Here is a 22,014-nt window from a genome sequence, read left to right as displayed (position 1 = left end):
TTATTTCGAGCGTCTCGATGCTTATTATTGATATCAATCAAGGAGATTATTGTGAATAAAACCCCCGGTTTTTACATTGTTATAGCGGCTATTTGTTTAAGTATAGGCTTAATTAGCTTAGGGTTTATTTTAAAAAGTACCGCTTTGAGTGTGAAAGGAATGGAACGTACTGTGCAGGTTAAGGGATTGGCCGAGCGAGAAGTAATAGCCGATACGGTAATTTGGCCTCTGCAATTTAGTGATGCCGACAATAATCTTGAAAAATTAGTAAGCCGGGTTGAGAAAAAAAATGATGCGGTAACTGCTTTTTTAAAACTCCATGGTTTTGACAACGATGAAATAACAATAGGTAGCCAGTCAGTTATTGATAAGCAAGCACGTGAATACAGTAATGAAAATCAACAATTTAGATACATAGTGCGCTCAAATATTATTGTTTATTCTGCTGCGCCAGATAAAGTGCAAAACGCGCTGAGTAAAGTAAGCCAGCTTGCTAAACAAGATATCGCAATAGTGCAAGATAGCTACGAAACAAAAGTTGAATACATCTTTACTGGCCTCAATGATGTAAAGCCTGCGATGGTGCAAGAAGCAACTGAAAAAGCGCGTGAAGTCGCTAATAAATTTGCTAAAGACTCTAATTCAAAATTAGGCAAAATAAAAACAGCTCGCCAAGGGCAATTTAGTATCAGTAATCGAGATTCAAACACACCGCAAATAAAAAATATAAGAGTGGTAACCAGTGTTGAATATTACTTAAATGACTAGGGCCTGTTGACCTTTCAGAATTAAAATTTGTTCAATCTAGGTGCGATTTAATCGCGGCGTGAGGTTTGTAACCTAGCGGGCTAAGTAAAAACCGAGCTAAGCTTCCGCGTCCTGCTCACGCCCCTTACCTACATCCATGTAGGCAACAAAGAGTAAATTGCCCCTAGGCAGAACCCTTCGGCAGCGCATGTTTGGCATTTATTCCACGTTACCGCCTATTTATGGGAAATAACCACACTGCATAGGCTCTGCCTTGCCTAAATACCAAACATACTGCTGCAAATTTAACCTCGAAAGATAAATAGGCTCTAGGAAATAATATGTCAGAGTCTAAATATGGTCAGTTTGTACTGGCGCCCCGTTCGTATTTTTTCACTGCTATAGCGAGCGTAGTATTTGCGTTTATAGGCTTTAGTTATAATGCATGGCGGGTGGAGGCAAGTGAAGATAACAACAATACACGCATTGTTAGCTTTCAAATTTTACAAGAACTAGCCGAGCTTGAGCTTATTGTATTTGCAGCACATTACGATAATAACAAAATAGATGGCAGCCCCAGAAAAGGCTGGGTTAAAGTTAACTTAATTCATGACTTAAGCTACTTAGCCGTTGATAAAGTACATTTAAAAACAAAAGACTTACAAAAGGTCTGGCAAACAAATTGGCCAAATATGGTTGATCACCAAAGTGCTGCGCAATCTATTACACATGCCATAGACAGTGTGCGTACAGAAGTTGTGAGTGAATTAAAGCGCCTTGATTAAGTGAGCAACTTGCGCCGTTGAGCGTTGCAAGTAAGCGGCGCTCAGTAAAATTGTGGTCTCGTTAACTTTTTGCCCTTTTATTACGTTGGTAAGCTGCTGTTTAGCGTTAGGATTTTGTTTTTGCTCTATTTCCATTAATGCTAACAAAGCTGAAAATTCATGCTTTACCGGTGTGCTAGGTTTATTTGCATAGGCTATGTAGCAGGCAACCGGTGTTAAGCCATGAGAGTTGGGCTGCGCCAGCGCTTTAGCTAACTCATCATTTGATTCAAACAACATCAAAGAGCGCACATAGTTAAATGGCAGCTTTGTAGCATCGGCATGCTTAAACACATTGTGCAGTACGTTATTTCCTTGTGTATCTTGTACTAAAAAGCCTTTATTTACTCTCAGCGCTGGGGTAAAAAAAACTCAATGCGTCAATATTAGTGAGTTGATTAATAAATGGAGAAGGTGCTGTATTAGTACTTAGTATACGGGTTGCTATGTTTTGCATAAAGTCATACTTAACACTCAACCGTTGGGCACTGTCATATAAATGGTTAAGCTGCAAAGTTTGCTGAGCAGGGCTTAACTGCTTAAAGTCGTTATCGAGCTCATTTAACTGCTGCTTTGAAATACGCGCATTAAGTAGTTGTATGCTTAAATCCATTATTATTTCCAAAAATCTTTTTTACTACTATAAAACAAAAAAGGCCGCAAATGCGACCTTTCATATTTAAAGCAATTGTTTAAATTGGTTTTAAGCCTTTTTGCTTGCTACCCATTCATTTACAAAATTTTCTAGTACATTTAGTGGTACAGGACCATTTTTAAGTACTACGTCGTGGAACTGGCGAATATCAAATTTATCACCCAGTTGCTTTTTAGCGTCTTCACGAAGTTCTAGAATCTTAAGCATACCCACTTTATAAGCCGTTGCTTGTGAAGGCATTACAATGTGACGCTCAACCATTTTAACACCGTCAGATGTTGCATTAGGCGTGTTATTTACGTAGTAATCAATACCTTCTTGGCGAGTCCACTTCATTGCGTGAATACCCGTATCAACTACTAGACGACATGCGCGCCATAATTCCATTGAAAGACGACCAAAATCTGAGTAAGGGTCTGAGTACATGCCCATTTCTTTAGGAATGAACTCTGAGTATAAACCCCAGCCTTCAATATACGCTGTGTAGCCACCAAACTTACGGAATTTAGGAACACCTTCTAACTCTTGCGAAATAGCTATTTGCATGTGGTGTCCTGGAATACCTTCATGGTAAGCCAGTGCTTCCATTTGATACGTTGGCATTGCTTCCATGTCGTAAAGGTTTGCGTAGTAAACACCTGGGCGTGAACCATCCGGAGCTGGCTGTTGGTAAAATGCTTTACCTGCCGCTTTTTCACGGAATGCTTCAACTGCTTTTACTTTTAAATCAGCTTTTGGCTTAACAATGAATAGCTCATCTAAACGCGTTTTCATTGTATCAATAAGCCCAGTGGCTTCATCAAGATAGCGTTGTTTACCTTGTGCATCATTAGGGTAGTAAAATTGCTTGTCAGTTTTCATAAACTGCATAAACGCTTTTAAGTCGCCTTTAAAGCCCACTTTGTCTTTAATTTCACGCATTTCATCATGAATACGTGTCACTTCAGATAGACCAATTGCATGAATTTCTTTAGCCGTTAAATCTGTTGTAGTTGTGCGCTTAAGTGCGTTGTTATAAAACGCTTCGCCGTCAGGTAGTTTCCATGCGCCATCGCGATCATCAGCACGTTTCTCAAGCTGCGCTAGGTAATTAATTAGCTTAGAGTAAGATGGTTTAACAGCCGATTTTAATGCATCCGATGCATCGCTGATTAACGAGTCTTTTTCGTCTTGGCTAATCTCAAGCGCTGTTACTTTACGTTTAAAGTCAGCAAGCAATGTAGAATCATCGCCTTTTTCAAACGGTGCACCGTGAATAATGTTTTTGCTTGAATCAATAACATGTGGGAACACAAATTTAGGGGCAATGATGCCTTTTTCTGCACGTACAGTTAAATCAATAATAAGCTGATCAATAACACCAGTTACACCATTTAAACGTGAAATGTAGTCTTTAGCTTCTTTTACATTACTAATTGAGTGCTGATTAATTAAAAATGCAGGGATCATAGAATGTGTACCAAACATTTGGTTCACAGGGTAGTTATGGTAACGCCATTTAAAGTCAGCAATTGAGCTTTCAAGATCTTGTTTTTTTAAGTCGTAGCTAACTTTTGTCGCATCATCTAATAAATCACGGCTAATTGCTTTTAGTGCAACGAGGTCAGCTTTTGTTTGCGCTAAATCTTTAAGCTGTCTTTCTTCGCTGCCATCGTCCCACTTATCGTAATCTTGCTTAATACCCATGTATGTTTGATATACAGGACTGCTCATTACATCGCGGTTAAATGTATCTTCAAAAAACGCATTGGCTTTGTCTATTTCACTTTGTTGTGATTGAACTGCTGTTTGTGCAATAGGAGCTGAAGTCGCTTGTTGTGTTGTTTGCTGGCAACCAGCAAGTAGTGCAACGCTTACTGCGGCCGCAATAAAGGTAAGTTTACGCATTGTTTTCCCTTTTGTTGTTAGAAACCCATTAGGGTGTTTTATATTTATTTTTTGTGTAGCGCTGGGCGCTACACAAATAATTCTAGCAGGTCATTCAAAAAGCGATGACCTTTTAAGCTTACCTGCCAATGACTGCCTGTTTGAGTCAATAAACCTTTATTAATTGCTTGGTTTAATGCACTTTGCTGACTTTGCAGTGGCAGTGTTGTTAATTTATTAAAATCATTAATTGGGCAAGGCTCAACAAGGCGAAAGCGATTCATAAAAAATTCAAACGCTAAATCGTCTTGCTCTACATGCCAGCTTTTGTACATATACGGTTTAATTAAATCCATATAGCCGCGTGGGTGTTTAACCTTTTCGGTACGCGTAATAAGCCCTGTATTTGCATCAGTAACCTTACCATGCGCGCCGCAGCCAATACCGAGATAATCGCCAAAACGCCAATAATTCAAGTTATGTTGGCACTGATAGCCTGGTTTTGCATAGCCTGATATTTCGTATTGTATGTAACCTGCTTGAGCTAGTAACTCGACCCCTTGTTCTTGAATGTCCCACAGTGTTTCGTCTTGTGGCAAGGTGGGAGGTTTTGATGCAAACTGAGTATTAGGTTCAATAGTTAGTTGATACCAAGATATATGCGGAGGATCTAGCGCTATTATTTGCTTTAAATCACTCAGTGCATCGTCAAGTGTTTGCCCCGGTAAGCCGTGCATTAAATCAAGGTTAAAGCTGTTTAAACCGGCTTCTTTAGCTTGCTGCGCAGCATAATTAGCCTCGTCGCAGCCATGAATCCGACCAAGTGCTTTTAACTTGTCGTTTTGCATGCTTTGCACGCCAATAGAAATACGGTTAATACCTGCTTTTACGTAATCTTTAAAACGACCTGTTTCTACTGTGCCAGGGTTGGCTTCAAGGGTAATTTCGCAGTTGTCTTCAAGTCCAATTAGGCTATCGACTTCTTTTAGTAAGCGGGTGTAAGCTGTACCAGTTAATAAGCTTGGAGTGCCGCCACCAATAAAAATGCTGTGAATTTTACGCCCTTGCACTAAGTGCAAATCAGCTTTTAAATCATCAATTAAATGCTGAACATATTCAGCTTCAGGTATTTCACCTTTTTGTCCGTGGCTATTAAAATCGCAGTACGGGCATTTTTGCACGCACCAAGGCACGTGCACATATAAGCTCAGTGGTGGAAGGTTCACAGGCCGCCTTTTTGCTTTAGCTCTAGCAATAATTTTTGTAGCGCTTGTCCGCGATGACTCACTGCATTTTTTTGCTCTTTTGTAAGCTCAGCACTCGTACAATTTTTCTCTGCTACAAAAAACACCGGATCGTAACCAAAGCCACCGTTGCCATTTTGAGTGAGCGTAATTTCGCCTTCCCAGCTTGCACTGCAAATAAGTGGAGTAGGGTCATCTGCGTGGCGCATTAATACCAGTACACACCAAAAACGTGCACTACGGATAGGGTTATTACCCAAATCAACGAGTAACTTATCAATGTTATCTTGATCGCTGGCACCTAGGCCTGCAAAGCGGGCTGAGTAAACACCGGGTGCGCCATTTAAGCCATCAACTTCTAAACCAGAGTCATCGGCAATAGCTGCCATGCCAGTAATTTTAGCGGCATGGCGTGCTTTAATAATGGCATTTTCAACAAAGGTAGTGCCGGTTTCGGCAACTTCACTTACATTAAAATCGCTCTGTGGAACTACATTAATATTCAGAGAGCTTAGCATGTTAGCTAGCTCTTTTACTTTGCCAGGGTTACCTGTAGCAAGTACTAAAGTTTTGGTCATGTTATTAATCTACGTAAAATTTTTGCTGAAACTGTAATTTTTGAAATTGATTACTTTGTTGTATTTCAATCTCAAAGCGTAAAATCTCTTCGTTGGTGTAATCAACTTGGGCAAGGTAATAAATTGACTCACCTTCTTTTACTTCTTTAAAAGTAAGCGTTTGCTTGTTGCCAAGTAGGTTTTTAGCTGTGCCTGTAAGCTTTGCCGTTTGGGCTGTGTTTTCGGCATCATTTTTTAAAACAGAAATATTCACAATGCCTTTGTATCCGCTTCGCTCAAGGCCATACGCTTTCGCTATTTTTGGCTGAATAAAAGTAGAAGGAAAAGCGATGTAATGCACTTGCCAAGGGCCAAGCTCTTTGTATTGTGCGCCTTGCATTTCTTCGCTTTGCGCGTTAAATGCAAATGCTAAACAAGCAATAAAACAAAACTTAATTAAACGGTTCATTATGTATTCCTCAAAACATATAAAAAAGAGGCCTTTGGGCCTCTTTTACTCAAAAATTAAGTGCTTAGACTAAAAAGTCCATAAGCAACATTTGCAAAAACTGAATACCAATAATAAGCACTAAAACTGATAAATCTAAGCCACCCATTGATGGTAATATTTTACGAATTGGTTTTAGCATTGGCTCAGTAAGCTGATGGAAAACCGCTTCTATAGGGTTATAACCTTGGCTAACCCAACTTAAAATAGCGCGAATAATAAGTACCCAAAAAACTAAGTTAAGGCCTTCTTTTAGTACCGTTATAAGTGCTTGAATAAGTACAGGCTGTATTGCCCACGCATTATATATAACAAGCATTAAAGTACTAATTTTGGCTACAGCCACTATAAATGCCAGCAACAAAGATGCTAAATCAAGTCCGCCAAACCCCGGAATGATTTTACGCAGTGGTTTTACCGCAAACGACGTGGCTTTAACCACAAACTGGCTCATTGGATTATAAAAGTCGGCTTTTGCCCACTGCAGCCAAAAGCGCAGTAATACCACCATTAAAAACAAATCAAACAGGGTACTGATCAAAAATTGCATGGCATTCATAGTGTAACCTTCAATAAAAAAGTGGTTTTAAAGTTCTTTTTCCATTTGCATCGCACGCGCAATACACGCATCCATTGCATCGCCAACGGTTTTAGTTAAGCCTTCATCTTTTAAGTGCTCAACAGCTGCGTGAGTCGTACCGCCTTTAGATGTTACGTTTGAACGTAGTTGCGAAATAGTAATATCAGGTTGGCTAAGTGCCATTTCGGCGGCGCCAAGGGCTGTTTGTTGTACCAGGCGACGAGCGTCTTCATCATTAAAGCCCAGCGCTTTGGCTTTTTCTTCTATGGCTTCCATAAATAAGAAAAAGTAAGCAGGCGAAGAGCCAGTCACAGCAATAATGTCGTTAATTTGAGATTCTTTTTCAACCCATACAACAATGCCAGTGCATTCAAAAACTTGTTGTACAAACTCGTGTTCGCTTTGTGTTTCGCCCGCGCCATATAAACCTGATACACCACGGCCTAATAAAGACGGTGTGTTTGGCATACAGCGTACCATTTTAACGTCTTGACCTAGCATTTCGCGAAGGCGTTTTACAGTTAAGCCCGCAGCAACAGAAATGAATAGTTTGTCGCTAAAATCTACGCCCGAATCTTGAAACGATTTACATAAATCGCCCATCATTTGTGGTTTAACAGACAAAACAATTACATCAGCATCGCGCAGGGCTTCGTTATTGTCACTGGTGGTTTGCACCTTGAAATCGGCTGCTACCTTTGCAAGCTTTTCTTGGTTGCGGTTAGTCGCAATAATGTTACTTGCGTTAAAACCGTTTTTTACCATGCCACCAATAATGGCGTAGCTCATATTACCTGTGCCTATAAATGCGATTTTTTTATCTGACATAAATCTGTTATCACCTTTTAAGTTCGTGTTCCAAAAATGTCTGTGCCGACTCTTACCATGGTTGAACCTGCACTAATGGCAGCTTCAACATCACCGCTCATACCCATCGACAAAGTATCTACTTGAGGATATTGGGTCTTTAGTTTATCAAAGCAAGTTTGTAATTGCTCAAAAGATTGAATTTGCGTATCCAGATCGTCACTTTTAGCCGGAATTGCCATTAAACCGCGAAGTGTTAAGTGCTTACATTGGTTAATAAAATCGGCAAGTTCAGAAATTTGCCCAACACTACAACCCGATTTGGCTTCTTCTTCGCTTATATTTACTTGAATAAGTATATTAAGAGGCGATTTATCGTTTGGGCGCTGGGAATCTAATCGTTTGGCTATTTTTATACGATCAACACTTTGCACCCAATCAAAGTTGGCAGCCACTAAAGCACTTTTATTTGATTGAATAGGTCCAATGAAATGCCAAATGATATCGCTATATGACTGTAGTTGAGCTATTTTATCTATAGCCTCTTGAACATAAGATTCACCAAATTCGCGCTGGCCATGCTCATAAGCTGCAATAACATCTTCGCTTGGTTTAGTTTTAGACACTGCCAGTAAAGTGACTTCGTTAGTGTTTCGCTGTGCGTTTTTTGCCGCGTCTGCAATTCTAGCGTAGGCGGATGTGAGTCGTTCTGCTATTGTAACCATATATTTATCAGTTAGTTGTGGAGTCATAAATGGATATTACCGAATTATTAGCGTTTAGTGTGCAACACAAAGCATCCGATTTACATTTATCGTCGGGTGTTTCACCTATGATACGCGTAGACGGTGATGTTCGCCGCATTAACATACCAGCCCTTGCAGACAAAGACGTAAACAGTCTGGTTTACGATATTATGAACGATAATCAACGCAAGGACTACGAACAAAACCTCGAAGTGGATTTTTCGTTTGAAGTGCCTAATTTAGCACGTTTTCGTGTGAATGCGTTTAACTCTAATCGCGGGCCTGCTGCGGTATTTCGTACCATACCAAGTGAAGTGTTAACGCTTGATGATTTAGGTGCGCCAGATATTTTTAAAACAATCTCTGATACCCCACGTGGACTCGTGTTAGTAACAGGGCCAACGGGTTCAGGTAAATCAACAACACTTGCCGCTATGGTCGATTATATAAATCAAAATAAACATCACCATATTCTAACAATAGAAGATCCAATCGAGTTTGTTCACGATAATAAATTAAGTTTAATTAACCAACGTGAAGTTCACCGCGATACACATAGCTTTTCAAACGCGCTACGTAGTGCATTGCGTGAAGACCCTGATGTAATACTGGTGGGTGAGTTACGTGATTTAGAAACAATTCGTCTTGCAATGACTGCTGCCGAAACGGGTCACTTAGTGTTTGGCACGCTACATACAACATCTGCACCAAAAACCATTGACCGTATTATTGATGTATTCCCAGGTGAAGAAAAAGCCATGGTGCGTTCAATGTTATCTGAATCTTTACGTGCGGTAATTTCACAAACGCTGCTTAAAAAAATTGGTGGTGGGCGAGTTGCAGCACACGAAATTATGATTGCAGTTCCTGCTATTCGTAACTTAATTCGTGAAGATAAAATTGCACAAATGTATTCGTCTATTCAAACCGGTGCGTCTGTGGGCATGCAAACAATGGATCAGTGTTTAACTAATTTAGTTAATCACGGTATTGTTACAAATACGGCAGCGAAAGAAAAAGCGCAAGACAAAACACAATTTGGTGGGTAAGAAATTATTATGGCTTTATCTTTAAACGACTTTTTACTCATAATGATTGAGAAAAAGGGTTCTGACCTATTTGTATCGAGTCAATTACCCGTGAGTGCAAAAATAAACGGTGAACTAACAGCTCTCAGTGACGATAGACTGACTGATGAGCAATCACTTGAGTTAGTAGAATCTGCAATGAGCGAAAAGCAAAAAGCAGAGTTTCATACAACGAAAGAATGTAACTTTGCGATTGCTACCGACGAAGGGCGTTTTCGTATTTCTGCTTTTTGGCAGCGCGATAGAGCGGGTATGGTTATTCGCCGTATTGTGACGCAAATTCCTGATGTAAGTGATTTAGGTCTGCCATCTACGCTGACAGATGTAATTATGTCTAAACGCGGTCTTGTCTTGTTTGTAGGTGGTACAGGTACGGGTAAGTCGACCTCACTAGCTGCACTTATTGGTTATCGAAACCGTAACCAACGAGGTCATATACTGACCATTGAAGATCCGATTGAGTTTGTTCATGAGCATCGTAAAAGTATTATTACTCAGCGCGAAGTAGGGCTTGATACAGAAAGCTTTGAGTCGGCACTTAAAAGCTCATTACGCCAAGCTCCAGATGTTATTTTGATTGGTGAAATTCGCTCGCAAGAAACCATGGAATACGCCCTAAGCTTTGCTGAAACCGGTCACCTGTGTGTTGCAACACTACATGCTAATAATGCGAACCAAGCGATTGACCGTATTATGCATTTAGTACCAAAAGAAAAACACGATAAGCTTAAGTACGACTTAGCACTTAACTTACGTGCCATTGTTGCTCAGCAACTAGTGCCGACTGCTGATGGTGAAAGCCGTGTTGCAGCTATTGAAATATTGCTTAACTCACCAATGGTCGCTGAACTGATTAAAAATGGTGATATTGGCGGAATTAAAGAGGCAATGGCTAAGTCAAAAGAGATGGGCATGCAAACCTTTGACCAAGCGCTATTTGAGTTGTACAGGCAGCAGCGAATTAATTACGCTGATGCACTGCATCATGCTGATTCGCCGAATGATTTACGCTTAATGATTAAACTGCGCAATAACGAACAGCAAGGTGCGGGCTTTTTACAAGGCGTTACTATTGATGGCCTTGATGATAAAAATAGCGATCAATAAACTAAAGATTTATTATATAAATACTTAATAAATAAAAAGCGCCAATTGGCGCTTTTTTTGTATATAACGAGTTGTTTATATAGCCCGCTTATTCACCGTAACTAGATTCAAAAAAACTTTCTAAAATAATAACCGCAGACATATTATCTACGTTACCTTTGCCTAAGTTTTTATAGCCACCACTTTCAAAAAGTCGCGCTTTAGCATCCGCGGTCGTTAAACGCTCATCTTGTGTTTGCACAGGAATGCCATAATGATTATGCAATCTGTTGGCAAACTTTTTTGCTTTAAAGGTAACCTCTTGTGACGTTCCATCCATATTTAGTGGTAAGCCAACAATCATTAAGTCAGGCTGCCACTCGGCTACTTGTACAGCAATATGGTCCCAATTAGGAATACCATCTTGTGCTTTTACAGCCTTAAGGCTAGAGGCGCTGCCTGTTAGCTCTTGCCCAATAGCAATACCAATACTTTTGGTGCCAAAGTCAAAGCCCATTACAGTGCGTTCGCCTTGCGGCTTAAGCGATTTTTTTGTCATGTGTATCTTGTTTAAGTTTGCTAAGGGTTAGTTACTATTATGCGTGACCAGCTTCAGGGCTGAGTTGGCTAATATCAAAGCCCAACATTGAAACTGCTTTTTCCCACCGTTTTTCAACGGGGGTATTAAAAATGATCTTTGGATCTGCTTCTATGATCAACCAGCTGTTATCAAGTAACTCTTGTTCGAGTTGTCCTTGCTCCCACCCTGAATAACCCAGTGTAATAATAAATTGCTCAGGTGCTTGTGCTGTGGTTAAGCTTGCTAAAACGTCTTTTGAGGTAGTGATCATAATATCGCTACTGAGCTTTTGACTTGCTGAATAACCCGGTTGAGGAGAGTGCAGTACAAAACCACGGTCAGTTTTAACGGGTCCGCCTGCAAATACACTTATTTTTGCTGCGTTTTGAGTTTTGTCGTTATCAATTTCTATTTTATCTAAAAGTTCGCCAACAGTAACATCAATAGGTTGGTTTATTACCAAGCCCATAGCCCCATCTTCATTGTGCTCACAAATATAGGTAACAGCACGTTTAAAAAAAGGGTCTTGCATCGACGGCATCGCGATTAAAAAATGATTTTCTAATGATTGCATAGACTTCACCCTTTTTAGTTAATGAACTTTGAGTATGGCACATACCTTTGTTTTTAAAACTAAAAAAGCACTCTCATACGGTTTAAAGATTAATAGTTAACAACTATATTAAAATTCATGACACGAAAGTGCTTTTAATAACGACAGATAGATGCTTATTTATCTAACTTTCTTTCAATTGCATCAAACAAAATACCTGTAATAGAGATATCATAAGCAGCTTCAATTTCGCGCACGCACGTTGGTGCAGTTACGTTAATTTCAGTTAATTTATCGCCAATAATATCTAAACCTACAAATATTAAGCCTTTTTCTTTAAGCGTTGGCGCAACTGCTTGCGCAATTTTTAAATCAGATTCACTAAGTGGGCGCGCTTCGCCTCGACCGCCAACAGCTAAATTACCGCGTGTCTCACCATTTTGTGGAATACGCGCTAAACAATACGGAATAACCTCGCCATCAATAACCAATACGCGCTTGTCGCCTTGTTTGATCTCTGGAATGTAATTTTGCACCATAGCAAAGCGGCTGCCGTGCTCGGTTAGCGTTTCACAAATTACACCAATGTTGGCATCGTCTTCTCTAAGGCGGAAGATAGATGCGCCGCCCATGCCATCAAGGGGTTTTAAAATAATGTCTTTATGCTCGGCTAAAAACTCACGAATTTGTTTTTGACTGCGTGTAACCAGGGTATCTGGTGTATGTTCGCTAAACCATGCTGTAAATAGCTTTTCGTTAGCATCGCGAAGGCTTTGTGGCTTGTTAATTATTAACGTACCTTCTTGTTCTGCACGTTCTAAAATATAAGTCGCGTAAATGTATTCAGTATCAAAAGGAGGATCTTTACGCATTAAAATCACATCAAGATCGGCAAGCGCTATAGTGGCTTTTTCTTCAAGCTCGTACCATTTTTCTGCATTATTAAACACTTGCGCTTTAGACGCTGTAGCGTACGACTTACCTTTACGAAGAGATAAATCATCCATCTCCATATAATAAATTTCGTAGCCGCGTTCTTGCGCTTGCATCATCATTGCAAAACCGGTGTCTTTTTTGATGTTAAATCCACTAATAGGATCTGAAATAATACCTAACTTAATTGCCATGCGCTGTGCCTTACTATAAATGTTACTGTTTATATGAGGGTGCTTTTAGTTATTTCAATTAGCTAAATCGCCAAATTGAAGTTGTAATGCACTTAAGACCGTTAAAGCGGCTGTTTCCGTTCGTAAAACGCGCGGGCCTAAGCGAATATCTACAAATTCTAGTTGTTTAGTTAGTGCCATTTCATCGTCGGTAAAGCCGCCTTCTGGGCCGACTAAAAAGCGTACGCCATCTTTAGGTACCGTAATGGTTTTAATGCTGTGCTCAGCACGAGGATGGAGAGTGAGCTTAATTGCATTGGTTTGTTGTGCAAGCCATTTTTTTAAATCGACAGGAGGATGAATAATTGGCACAAAATTACGCCCAGATTGCTCTGCCGCTGCAATTGCAATTTTTTGCCATTGTTGGTGTTTTTTCTCAAGGCGATCGCCCATTAGTTTCACGCCACAGCGCTGACTAAAAAGTGGGGTGATTTCGGTAATGCCCAGTTCAACTGACTTTTGAATTGTAAAGTCCATTTTATCACCACGGGATACACACTGGCCTAAATGAATTTTAAGCGGAGATTCTACATCGTGGGGATTAAGCTCTAATGGCATTACGACGACTGTTTTTTTTGTTACTTCAATTATTTCACTAAGGTATTCGCCGCCTTCGCCATTAAAAATAGATACATGATCGCCTACTTTCATGCGCAGCACTCTGCCAATATGCCCTGCAGCATCCTCATCTAAGGTTACAGGGGTGTTTAGGGCAATACTCGATGTTTGATAAATATGAGGAACTCGCATAGTGCGTCACTTACTACTTAGCATAAAAATATATACTGCTATGGTAAGTAAGCTGGGAGCTGTGCGCAATTATTTATTTTTATTAAGTTGCTCGGCGAGATCTATTAAATCTTGTGGTGTGTGTGCTATATCATGGTGATTTTGCGAAGGTTCGGTTAATGTTTCGTCAGTAACCCGGCTTAGTGTATAGCCTGTATCATCAAGGTTTATTAAAAAGCGTTTTTCATGTAAGGAGTTATAAATAAAGCGTTGTTTATCACTTGCGAGTAAGTAATCGGTATTATTAAAAAGTACTCCGTGTAAATCGTGATGCTCTTTTAGATAGTTAATTAATTCAGAAACGCTGATTTCGTTCTCAAGATCGCAATAACTATAGTCTTTAATAAGCTCGTCAAACATCATTTTTACTAACTGACGGGTATTATTGCCTGCTGCAATAAGCGTACTCGCTTTGGTTTTGCCATTATTAACATAGAATTCGGCAAATGCACGGCTAAATTCGTTGTCTATGTCAATTAACAAATAGTTAGTAGCTTCAAGTGGCATAGAGCTCGGGCCTTGTTACATTTAAGTAATTACCATTATTACTGAAATGCAGACGTTTTAATTGCTGTATTTTTAGTAAAAAGGTCTAAAGAGAAAACATGCTAATAAGTAAATAACCTATAGCACAAAAAACAGCAAACTCTATACATGCTACGCCAATATTATCTTGATGGTCTATTTCAAGAGCTGTATCAATATTTGGTAAAGAGATAACTTTTATAACATACGTTAAGCTGTAGAGTAGTATCCACATTACACCGCAATGCATAACGAGTGTAAATATGTTTTCTACCATTTTACCGTTTTGAAATGCTGCGCTAGATAAACCAGCGTACACAGATAATGCTAAACCGATTGATTTTCCAGCATATCTTATACCTATAGAGGTGTTTTCTAAGTTGAAGTTACTTTGTAGCGAAGCGCCTTGGTTTGCTTTGGCAAAACGATATTCTCGTATTTTACTATCCAGTGCAAACATTCCCTGAAGTGTAAAAAAGCTAACGCAAGCAATAAGTAAGTTACTAAACCCTTGGGTATGTGTCCACGTGTATAAACCTAGTGCAATAATACAGTTGGCGATTAACATGCCCGAATCCACCAGTGCAGCACATACATTTTGCTTTAATATTGCAGCTTCTTCATTAAACCTGTGCAATATCCATTTACGATGAATTAAGTGACCTACCTTAATAAATGTAAATAATAAAATAATAATGACCAAAACTTTTAATGGATTGGATTGCGCGGTGCTTATGCTTATTTCATCAAATAAGAAGGCCATAGTGGCTATGACAACTGATATTTCAGATGCGAAGCTAATACCCATGGCAAAGTTATCGTGCTGCGCAAGTTCATCTTTAAGCGCTTGTTTTGCTTTGATTTGAGTGACAACTCGTAAACTAAAAATAGTTATACAAATAACCGCAAAACTAATAGCAATCGCAATAAAACTAGTGTTAGATAAAGACAAATATGACATGGTGATCCTAATTAAGTGAACCTTTCTAGGTTTTAGTCATTCTAGTACGGTTATTGATGATATAAAAGAGAGGATTGATGAGTAACGTAAAGCAACTTCCTATTCAATTACAAAAACTTGGCTTAGAGCGCTTCGAACAATTATATTCACAGCAAAGTAATGAAAGCGAAGTTATACGATTACTCGCCTTGAGCGACTTTGCCTGGCGCTGTTTAGAATCACAACCAACGTTAAAAGACTGGCTGCTGTGCAAAGATGAAATTCAAAACAGGCATGTTACCTCTCCCTTTGATAGCATTGAACTTAGTGATATTGACGATGCTAAGTGTAATCAAATCTTACGAAAGTACCGCGAAAAATACTGGCTTAAAGTCGCCTTTTTAGATTTATGTTGTAATAACCCTATTGCCGATAGCATTAATTACATAAGCCAACTGGCTGATATGCTGATTGATAGCGCTAACCAATGGGCGCATGCGCAGGTGGCAAAAGTAAATGGTGAGCCGCTTGATGAGCAAAGCCAAGCATTGCCATTAATGGTTTTAGGGATGGGGAAGCTCGGCGGGCAAGAGCTAAATTACTCCTCTGATATTGATCTCATTTTTGCGTATCCGCGCAGTACAAAAACCCAAGGTGGTCGCAGAAGCCTTGAGGCCCAAGTATTTTATACCAAAGTTGCACAAAAGCTCATTGCATCACTTAACCAAGCCACCGGTGACGGGCAGGTATTTAGAGTTGATATGCGCCTACGCCCGTTTGGCGAAAGTGGCCCTTTGGTCATGAGCTTTAATGCTATTGAAGATTACTATCAGGAGCAAGGGCGCGACTGGGAACGCTACGCAATGTTAAAAGGGCGCCTAATTGGCACCCCTAATAAATATTGGGATGAATTTATTAAGCTTTTAAAGCCGTTTGTTTATCGCCGATATATTGATTTTTCGGTAATTGAATCTTTGCGTAAAATGAAGTTAATGATCGCACAAGAGGTTCGCCGTAAACGCTTAACTAATAATATAAAATTAGGCGCTGGTGGTATTCGTGAAGTTGAATTTATAGTGCAAGCCCTGCAAATGGTACGAGGTGGCCGAGAGGCTAATTTACAAACTCAATCATTACTTAAAGCATTAAATGAGTTGGCACTTAGCCAAGTTATAGATGAGCAAGAAGCAAGCGATCTGAGGCGCAATTACCTTTATTTACGTAAAGTTGAGCAGTACCTTCAAATATTTGACGATCAGCAAACGCAAACACTCCCTGATGATGAATTGAATCAGCAGCGCTTAAATTTATTATTAGAACAAGCTGATTTTTCTGCCACTTTAAACACTATAGAAAAGGTGATGAAACAAGTTAACGGTGAGTTTGCACTTGTGATTGGCGAGGAAACCGTGCCACTTGATACCTGTGAAGGCGCATTTATTAGTGCTTGGGATCATGGTGATGTGAGCTTTTTAAAAGAGGCCAGAGATGAATGGCAAGCACCCCTTAACGATTTTAAATTAAGGCTGTCTAAGGTAAATATAGGTAACCGAGGGCGTGACACTCTTGATAAGTTAATGCCTGTTTTACTAAATCAATTAAATGACTTTAATGCCGGTGCAGCAGCTTTCACAATGGTTTGCCAAATTTTTAATAAGATAATTTCGCGTACTGCCTATTTAGAATTGCTTTACGAAAACCAAGGTGCATTAAAGCAACTTGTTTTACTGTGTTGTCATAGCAAATGGATAGGGGAGCATATTTCTCGCTACCCTATATTGCTTGATGAGCTAATAGATCCGGCGGTTCTTTATAAACCGACACCATTAACGGCTTATAAAGATGAAATAAGACAGTATTTTTTACGAATAGAGCATGACGATTTAGAACTGCAAATGGAGTCGCTTAGGCAATTTAAGCAAACGCATCAATTACGAATTGCTGCCGCCGATGCAACCGGTGTTCTTGACGTAATGAAAGTAAGCGATCATTTAACCGTACTGGCAGAGGCGATTGTTGACCAAGCTGTTAATATTGCATGGCATAACACTGTTAAGCGCTTTGGTATGCCCCCAGGCACCGATGATGAAAATAAAGGTTTTGCTGTTATTGCATATGGTAAAACAGGTGGTTTAGAAGTCGGGTACGACTCAGATCTAGATTTGGTGTTTGTGCATAATCATGATGGCTCAAGCCTAACTAATGGTGTAAAACCGATAGATTCTCGTCAGTTTTATTTAAAGCTCGCTCAGCGCTTAATGCATTTATTTAATACCCGTACTGCATCGGGCATTTTATACGAGCTTGATACACGACTTCGCCCTGAAGGTGCATCGGGTTTACTGGCTATCAATTTAGAGAGCTTTAATCACTATCAGCAAACTCAAGCATGGACGTGGGAGCATCAAGCACTTGTTCGGGCTCGATTAATTTTAGGTCAAAACGATCTGATAGATCGTTTTTCACAAATTCGTAAAAATATACTTTGCCAGCAGCGCGATGATACCGTGCTAAAAGCTGATGTAATAAAAATGCGCGAAAAAATGCGCGACCATCTAGCGAAAGGAAATATTGATCAATTTGATTTAAAACAAGATGTTGGTGGCATGGCTGATATTGAGTTTATTACGCAATATTTAGTACTTAAACACGCAAACGAGTTTGAACAGCTTACAGTTTACTCAGATAACGTAAGAATATTAACGGATGCAGCAAATATAGGTTGTATTACTAAAGAGCAAAAACAGCAGTTGATAAAAGCGTATATTGATTATCGCTCGTGTTACCACGTGCAGAGCTTGGAGCAAAAAGGCAAGTTGATCCCACGAGAAACGTTTTTACAAGATATTACTAACGTAACTAATATTTGGAATAGTATTTTTGAATTGAATTGAATTGAATTGAATTGAATTGAAAAACCCAAGCGCTTGCTTGGGTTTTTGTACGTGTAAACCCTTAAACCTTTAGTTTTAAACAGTTTGTACGTACAAATTCTGATGGTAACTCGGTAATAACCGCGGCTCTTTGTTTATGGCAAAAGTAAGTATAAACCTCGTGCTCAAAGTCATCATTTATAGCGCGTCCAATTTGGTACAGTGCTGAAGTAAAGTTACTGTCTACTCTAAAATGATCTTTAACTACGTAATCTTTACTTAAGTACCAGTAGAGCTCAATTCCCTCGTTTTTAGCATATTGATTAAGTACATCTTTAAGGGTTGTGCCATTTTCAAAGCGCCTAGGTTCAACCTCTCCAGTCCAAGTGGTCGGCATTGGATCTACTGTTCGCGCACGTTCAGCCAATACTCTATCCAAGGTTTGTTCTGGTGTTTTAAGTTTTAAAACAAATTGATCTCGTTCTTTATTACTTTTTACTTGGTTACGAATGGAGGAGTAAAAGCGTGATAGTCCTTCGGCGGCTGCATTTTTAGATTTTTTAATATCAAATACAGAACCATCACCCACTAAAAAGTATACGGCGAGTGCTATTAGCACGGCTGCAAATGATAAATGTCTAATCCAAAACCACATGATTATTACCCACCTTATTTGTTCCTATTATTGTTATACCATTACTTTTTATAAAAAGAAGGGGTATTTTTATCAGGTCGAGTTTTAAAGCGACGGTGCAGCCACATGTATTGCTCTGGAGCTGCATTTATACATAGCTCTACGCGTTGATTAACCCGTGTTACATCAGCCTTGTCATCACCACTTGGGAAGTTTTCAAGCTCAGGTACTACCTCTAAATGGTACTTACCATTTTCGTCACGGCGCGAGATTAAACTCATAGTTTCGCAGTTTTTACTGCCAGCAAACATAAGAGTACCTGTTGTCGTTGCAGTGTCGGGAACTGCGTAAAATGGGACAAATTCACAGCGGTTACGGCCGTAATCTTGATCGGGTAAGTAATAGCATACTTTTTTATTTTTTAATGATTTAAGCAAACCTTTTACATCTTTTCGGCCAATTAAGTATTCGTTAGAACGAAGACGGCCATTAGTTGTAAAGTATTCCATTAGTGCGTTGTTGTGAGGGCGATAAAAGCCTAAGCCTTGGCATTTCAATCCCATCACACGACTAGCCATTTCAAGATGCAAGATATGGGGGACAAGTAATAAAATACCTTTACCAGATGCTTGTACACGCTCAAAGTGTTCTAGACCTTTGATTGAACCATATACACTTTCAACTCGCCACTGCGGCCACCACCAGGCCATACCAGTCTCAACCATAGCAATGCCGGTATTTTCCATATTTTTTAGTACAAGATCTTTTTGATCTGCTGCGCTCATATCAGGAAAACATAATTTAATGTTAACTTCTGCAATATGGCGACGGCGTTTCATAAATTTATGAACTAAGCGACCAAGCTGTTTTCCCATCGCCAACTGTAGTTTTTGTGGCAACCAAGAAATCAAATATAAAAATAAAACGCCAACCCACGTTAACCAGTATCGAGGGCCTAAAAAAGATGCTTTAAAAGGAGAAGAAGTGACCACAAAAATCTCTCTGAGAATAAAAACGATAGTTTAACGCTAAGCGCTGTGAAATACAAAAAGCCAGCTAAATGCTGGCTTTGAATAAATTTATATTATGTTTAGCTGTAAAAGTTAAGCTGATTTTAAACCTTGGTTTATAGCAACTAAATCTTCACTTGTTAGTGTACCCGCTGCTTGTTTTAAGCGAAGGGTAGATAACACATAACGGTAACGCACATCAGCAAGGTTACGTTTTGCATCGTATAAATTTTGCGTACTCACGAGTACGTCAACAATGGTACGAGTACCTACTTCAAAACCAGCTTCAGTTGCTTTAAGGGCACTTTGAGCTGAAACAACCGCTTGCTCTAGCGCTTTATAAGTCGCAATATCTGAAACAACTTGATTATAAGATGTAATTACTGTGCGAGTGACTGCGCGGTAATTTGTTTCATAATCTTGGCTCGCTGATACGTAAAACGCACGGGCTTGGTTTGTTGCAGCAACTGTTGCACCACCTGAATACAAAGGCACGCTAAAGTTAAGCCCAACAGAGCTTGAGTCTGAACGTGGTTGATCATCAAAATTAGCGCCATTTATTTGAGTGTCTGTAAGAGAGTCACCATAATTTGCACTTAGAGTTAGTTTTGGATAATGGCCTGCTTTTGCTAATTCAATTTGATCTTTTGCAATATCAACCGTTACTTTAGACACCTGCAGGTTGATATTTTTATCTTCAGCTACTTTAACAAAGTCGCTTGAGCGCTTAGTTGGTTTAGTTGTTGAGAAAGTATCTGTATTTAAAAAATCTAATTTTTCGTGGTATTTACCTGTAATCTCACGAAGCTGCTCGCGTGCTGTTTCTACAGCATTACCTGCAATAATTTCTTGAGCTACCGAGTTATCAAACTGAGCTTGCGCTTCGTGTACGTCTGTAATTGCTGTTAAGCCTACCGCATAACGTTGTTTTGTTTGCTCAAGCTGACGTTCAATTGCACGTTTTTCAGCTTCAACAAATTCAAGGTTATCGCTGGCACTTAATACGTTAAAATAACCCTCAGCAACGCGTACAATTAAGTTTTGTTTAGCTGCATCGTATAGGCCGCTTGCTTGAAGTGCTTGCTTGTCGGCAATATCTAACGTATTCCAGGCACCTAAATCAAATAATGTTTGGCTTAAACTTACACCACGAGAGAATTGGTCTGTGTCACTTTCAACTTTAACTTGGTTAGATAAGTCGCCAACGCTTTGGTACGACGTTGCATCGCTTTTTGTATAACCCATGGTTAAACCAATTTGAGGTAGTAGTGCACTCATCGCCAAATCGCTTTGGTAAGACTGTGCATCAGCTTGGGCTTTGGCTTTTAAAACAGTAGGATCGTTAGCTGTCGCTATTTCAAAAACTTGTAGTAAATCTTCAGCTTTCACTGCTGTTGCACCTAGTGCGCATGATAAACTAACTAGCGCCGCAAGAATGTTCTTTTTCATGTGGGGTTCGGTCCTTAGACAATTTTTGTACTAAAAGCATGTTAACCTGTTTTACTGCATAACAAAAAAAATAATTAGTAAAACAGTATGTTCAAGTGTAACAGAATATATTAACGCATTTTAAAACTTTAGATAAGTAGGAAGTAAGTACATGGTTGATAAAAAGCTCGTTCAATTTACACATAAAGATGTGGATTTAAAGCCAATTAAAAACCTTTATAAAGGTTTTTTTCAGGTTGATTTATACCAGTTTGAACATGCTCTTTTCGCAGGTGGAAAATCTAAAGTAATTAGCCGCGAAATATTAGAACGTGGCGATGCCATTGCAGTACTGCCTTACGACCCAATATCAGATACTGTTCTTTTGATTGAGCAAATACGTATTGGCGCTATTAAAAGTAAGCATTCGCCGTGGCTACTAGAATGTATAGCCGGAATGACAGACGGCAGTACGGATTACGAATCTGTTGTAAAAAAAGAAGCGTATGAAGAAGCAGGGCTTGAATTAACCGAGCTTGAATTTATGCTCTCATACCTATCAAGCCCAGGTGGAACAACTGAGCGCTTACACTTATATTTAGCACGTGCTGATTTAAGCCAAGTAGAATCAGGTGTATATGGTCTTGAAACTGAAGGCGAGGATATAAAAACTCATATTTTATCGGTTGATGATGCGCTAATGCGCCTCAATAACGGTGAAATAGATAATGCGGCAACGGTTATTTGTATGCAGTGGCTTGCGCTAAATCGCGAAAAAATGGCAAGTAAATGGGCATAAACTCTTACT

Annotated in this window: 22 protein-coding genes and 1 pseudogene; 6 read left to right on the top strand and 17 right to left on the bottom strand. The window is 39.5% G+C overall.

All coding sequences use genetic code 11. The annotated features are described in order from the left end of the window. The first annotated feature begins 51 nt into the window (after positions 1-51). Together L655_RS0111195 and L655_RS0111190 are read left to right on the top strand one after the other, a co-directional pair. A complete protein-coding gene (locus L655_RS0111195; RefSeq protein WP_024596209.1) occupies positions 52-768 on the top strand; it encodes an SIMPL domain-containing protein in 717 nt (238 codons plus the stop codon). A 320-nt stretch (positions 769-1,088) separates the two neighbouring features. Continuing rightward, the gene (locus L655_RS0111190; protein WP_024596210.1) at positions 1,089-1,532 is read left to right on the top strand and encodes a hypothetical protein; all 444 of its coding nucleotides are present in this window, start codon (positions 1,089-1,091) and stop codon (positions 1,530-1,532) included. Here L655_RS0111190 and L655_RS01000000125505 read toward each other — a convergent pair. The 8 genes and pseudogenes from L655_RS01000000125505 to L655_RS0111150 form a co-directional block, all read right to left on the bottom strand. Beyond that, positions 1,515-2,184: pseudogene (locus L655_RS01000000125505) on the bottom strand (hypothetical protein). The gene L655_RS0111190 and the pseudogene L655_RS01000000125505 sit on opposite strands and share 18 nt — an antisense overlap. 90 nt (positions 2,185-2,274) lie before the next feature. Beyond that, positions 2,275-4,113 carry a DUF885 domain-containing protein gene (locus L655_RS0111180; protein ID WP_024605074.1) on the bottom strand — a complete coding sequence of 613 codons (1,839 nt, stop codon included), beginning with the start codon at positions 4,111-4,113 and terminating at the stop codon, positions 2,275-2,277. Positions 4,114-4,181: 68 nt separating this feature from the next. Beyond that, positions 4,182-5,318, bottom strand: a complete 1,137-nt coding sequence (gene hemW, locus L655_RS0111175) for a radical SAM family heme chaperone HemW (protein WP_024596213.1) — start codon at positions 5,316-5,318, stop codon at positions 4,182-4,184. Continuing rightward, on the bottom strand, positions 5,315-5,914 hold the full coding sequence (gene rdgB / locus L655_RS0111170; RefSeq protein ID WP_024596214.1) for an RdgB/HAM1 family non-canonical purine NTP pyrophosphatase: 600 nt from the start codon (positions 5,912-5,914) through the stop codon (positions 5,315-5,317). The genes hemW and rdgB overlap by 4 nt, the downstream gene beginning before the upstream one ends. A gap of 4 nt (positions 5,915-5,918) precedes the next feature. Next, positions 5,919-6,362 carry a DUF4426 domain-containing protein gene (locus L655_RS0111165; protein ID WP_024596215.1) on the bottom strand — a complete coding sequence of 148 codons (444 nt, stop codon included), beginning with the start codon at positions 6,360-6,362 and terminating at the stop codon, positions 5,919-5,921. A 64-nt stretch (positions 6,363-6,426) separates the two neighbouring features. Beyond that, positions 6,427-6,960, bottom strand: coding sequence for a YggT family protein (locus L655_RS0111160; RefSeq protein ID WP_002962568.1), 534 nt, complete (start codon positions 6,958-6,960; stop codon positions 6,427-6,429). Between the two features lie 27 nt (positions 6,961-6,987). Continuing rightward, complete coding sequence (gene proC, locus L655_RS0111155; protein WP_024596216.1) at positions 6,988-7,809, bottom strand: pyrroline-5-carboxylate reductase; 822 nt, start codon at positions 7,807-7,809, stop codon at positions 6,988-6,990. A 17-nt stretch (positions 7,810-7,826) separates the two neighbouring features. Further along, on the bottom strand, positions 7,827-8,540 hold the full coding sequence (locus L655_RS0111150) for a YggS family pyridoxal phosphate-dependent enzyme (RefSeq protein ID WP_024596217.1): 714 nt from the start codon (positions 8,538-8,540) through the stop codon (positions 7,827-7,829). Positions 8,541-8,542: 2 nt separating this feature from the next. Here L655_RS0111150 and L655_RS0111145 point away from each other — a divergent pair, with 2 nt between their 5' ends. Next, entirely contained in the window at positions 8,543-9,583 is a 1,041-nt protein-coding gene (locus L655_RS0111145; RefSeq protein ID WP_024596218.1) for a type IV pilus twitching motility protein PilT, read from the top strand. Between the two features lie 9 nt (positions 9,584-9,592). Then, the gene (locus L655_RS0111140) at positions 9,593-10,729 is read left to right on the top strand and encodes a PilT/PilU family type 4a pilus ATPase (protein WP_024596219.1); all 1,137 of its coding nucleotides are present in this window, start codon (positions 9,593-9,595) and stop codon (positions 10,727-10,729) included. 88 nt (positions 10,730-10,817) lie between these two features. On the opposite strand, the gene ruvX is transcribed toward L655_RS0111140, so the two are convergent. The 6 genes from ruvX to L655_RS0111110 form a co-directional block, all read right to left on the bottom strand. Continuing rightward, complete coding sequence (gene ruvX, locus L655_RS0111135) at positions 10,818-11,267, bottom strand: Holliday junction resolvase RuvX (RefSeq protein WP_024596220.1); 450 nt, start codon at positions 11,265-11,267, stop codon at positions 10,818-10,820. Between the two features lie 37 nt (positions 11,268-11,304). Then, positions 11,305-11,862: a YqgE/AlgH family protein gene (locus L655_RS0111130; protein WP_024605073.1), complete on the bottom strand. Its 558-nt coding sequence runs from the start codon at positions 11,860-11,862 to the stop codon at positions 11,305-11,307. Positions 11,863-12,017: 155 nt separating this feature from the next. After that, positions 12,018-12,968, bottom strand: coding sequence for a glutathione synthase (gene gshB / locus L655_RS0111125; RefSeq protein WP_007585399.1), 951 nt, complete (start codon positions 12,966-12,968; stop codon positions 12,018-12,020). Between the two features lie 54 nt (positions 12,969-13,022). After that, complete coding sequence (gene rsmE / locus L655_RS0111120) at positions 13,023-13,757, bottom strand: 16S rRNA (uracil(1498)-N(3))-methyltransferase (protein WP_024605072.1); 735 nt, start codon at positions 13,755-13,757, stop codon at positions 13,023-13,025. Positions 13,758-13,826: 69 nt separating this feature from the next. Continuing rightward, positions 13,827-14,303, bottom strand: a complete 477-nt coding sequence (locus L655_RS0111115; RefSeq protein WP_024596223.1) for a hypothetical protein — start codon at positions 14,301-14,303, stop codon at positions 13,827-13,829. An 85-nt stretch (positions 14,304-14,388) separates the two neighbouring features. Next, positions 14,389-15,282: a hypothetical protein gene (locus L655_RS0111110; RefSeq protein WP_024596224.1), complete on the bottom strand. Its 894-nt coding sequence runs from the start codon at positions 15,280-15,282 to the stop codon at positions 14,389-14,391. A 77-nt stretch (positions 15,283-15,359) separates the two neighbouring features. Here L655_RS0111110 and glnE point away from each other — a divergent pair, with 77 nt between their 5' ends. Next, positions 15,360-18,155 (top strand): bifunctional [glutamate--ammonia ligase]-adenylyl-L-tyrosine phosphorylase/[glutamate--ammonia-ligase] adenylyltransferase, encoded by a 2,796-nt coding sequence (gene glnE / locus L655_RS0111105; RefSeq protein ID WP_024605071.1) that lies wholly within the window; start codon positions 15,360-15,362, stop codon positions 18,153-18,155. 61 nt (positions 18,156-18,216) lie between these two features. On the opposite strand, the gene L655_RS0111100 is transcribed toward glnE, so the two are convergent. From L655_RS0111100 to tolC, 3 genes are all read right to left on the bottom strand, one after another. Further along, positions 18,217-18,789, bottom strand: coding sequence for a toxin co-regulated pilus biosynthesis Q family protein (locus tag L655_RS0111100; protein WP_024596226.1), 573 nt, complete (start codon positions 18,787-18,789; stop codon positions 18,217-18,219). A 41-nt stretch (positions 18,790-18,830) separates the two neighbouring features. Further along, the gene (gene lpxL / locus L655_RS0111095) at positions 18,831-19,760 is read right to left on the bottom strand and encodes an LpxL/LpxP family Kdo(2)-lipid IV(A) lauroyl/palmitoleoyl acyltransferase (RefSeq protein WP_024605070.1); all 930 of its coding nucleotides are present in this window, start codon (positions 19,758-19,760) and stop codon (positions 18,831-18,833) included. A gap of 111 nt (positions 19,761-19,871) precedes the next feature. Further along, entirely contained in the window at positions 19,872-21,227 is a 1,356-nt protein-coding gene (gene tolC / locus L655_RS0111090; RefSeq protein ID WP_024605069.1) for an outer membrane channel protein TolC, read from the bottom strand. Between the two features lie 151 nt (positions 21,228-21,378). Between tolC and L655_RS0111085 the strand changes: the two genes are divergently transcribed. After that, positions 21,379-22,005, top strand: coding sequence for an NUDIX domain-containing protein (locus tag L655_RS0111085; RefSeq protein ID WP_024596229.1), 627 nt, complete (start codon positions 21,379-21,381; stop codon positions 22,003-22,005). Positions 22,006-22,014: the final 9 nt, after the last annotated feature.

This window comes from Pseudoalteromonas sp. TAE79 (genome assembly GCF_000498015.1).
Lineage (GTDB): Bacteria > Pseudomonadota > Gammaproteobacteria > Enterobacterales > Alteromonadaceae > Pseudoalteromonas.
This window is presented reverse-complemented; position numbering and strand designations above follow the sequence as displayed.

Excerpts from the sequence above, each read along its gene's own strand:
- L655_RS0111130 (WP_024605073.1), bottom strand. The coding sequence starts at position 11,862 with ATGCAATCATTAGAAAATCATTTTTTAATCGCGATGCCGTCGATGCAA.
- ruvX (WP_024596220.1), bottom strand. The coding sequence starts at position 11,267 with ATGACAAAAAAATCGCTTAAGCCGCAAGGCGAACGCACTGTAATGGGC.
- L655_RS0111145 (WP_024596218.1), top strand. The coding sequence starts at position 8,543 with ATGGATATTACCGAATTATTAGCGTTTAGTGTGCAACACAAAGCATCC.
- rdgB (WP_024596214.1), bottom strand. The coding sequence starts at position 5,914 with ATGACCAAAACTTTAGTACTTGCTACAGGTAACCCTGGCAAAGTAAAA.
- L655_RS0111165 (WP_024596215.1), bottom strand. The coding sequence starts at position 6,362 with ATGAACCGTTTAATTAAGTTTTGTTTTATTGCTTGTTTAGCATTTGCA.
- L655_RS0111150 (WP_024596217.1), bottom strand. The coding sequence starts at position 8,540 with ATGACTCCACAACTAACTGATAAATATATGGTTACAATAGCAGAACGA.
- rsmE (WP_024605072.1), bottom strand. The coding sequence starts at position 13,757 with ATGCGAGTTCCTCATATTTATCAAACATCGAGTATTGCCCTAAACACC.
- L655_RS0111190 (WP_024596210.1), top strand. The coding sequence starts at position 1,089 with ATGTCAGAGTCTAAATATGGTCAGTTTGTACTGGCGCCCCGTTCGTAT.
- gshB (WP_007585399.1), bottom strand. The coding sequence starts at position 12,968 with ATGGCAATTAAGTTAGGTATTATTTCAGATCCTATTAGTGGATTTAAC.
- glnE (WP_024605071.1), top strand. The coding sequence starts at position 15,360 with ATGAGTAACGTAAAGCAACTTCCTATTCAATTACAAAAACTTGGCTTA.
- L655_RS0111085 (WP_024596229.1), top strand. The coding sequence starts at position 21,379 with ATGGTTGATAAAAAGCTCGTTCAATTTACACATAAAGATGTGGATTTA.
- L655_RS0111100 (WP_024596226.1), bottom strand. The coding sequence starts at position 18,789 with ATGTGGTTTTGGATTAGACATTTATCATTTGCAGCCGTGCTAATAGCA.
- tolC (WP_024605069.1), bottom strand. The coding sequence starts at position 21,227 with ATGAAAAAGAACATTCTTGCGGCGCTAGTTAGTTTATCATGCGCACTA.
- L655_RS0111110 (WP_024596224.1), bottom strand. The coding sequence starts at position 15,282 with ATGTCATATTTGTCTTTATCTAACACTAGTTTTATTGCGATTGCTATT.
- L655_RS0111180 (WP_024605074.1), bottom strand. The coding sequence starts at position 4,113 with ATGCGTAAACTTACCTTTATTGCGGCCGCAGTAAGCGTTGCACTACTT.
- proC (WP_024596216.1), bottom strand. The coding sequence starts at position 7,809 with ATGTCAGATAAAAAAATCGCATTTATAGGCACAGGTAATATGAGCTAC.
- L655_RS0111160 (WP_002962568.1), bottom strand. The coding sequence starts at position 6,960 with ATGAATGCCATGCAATTTTTGATCAGTACCCTGTTTGATTTGTTTTTA.
- L655_RS0111115 (WP_024596223.1), bottom strand. The coding sequence starts at position 14,303 with ATGCCACTTGAAGCTACTAACTATTTGTTAATTGACATAGACAACGAA.
- L655_RS0111140 (WP_024596219.1), top strand. The coding sequence starts at position 9,593 with ATGGCTTTATCTTTAAACGACTTTTTACTCATAATGATTGAGAAAAAG.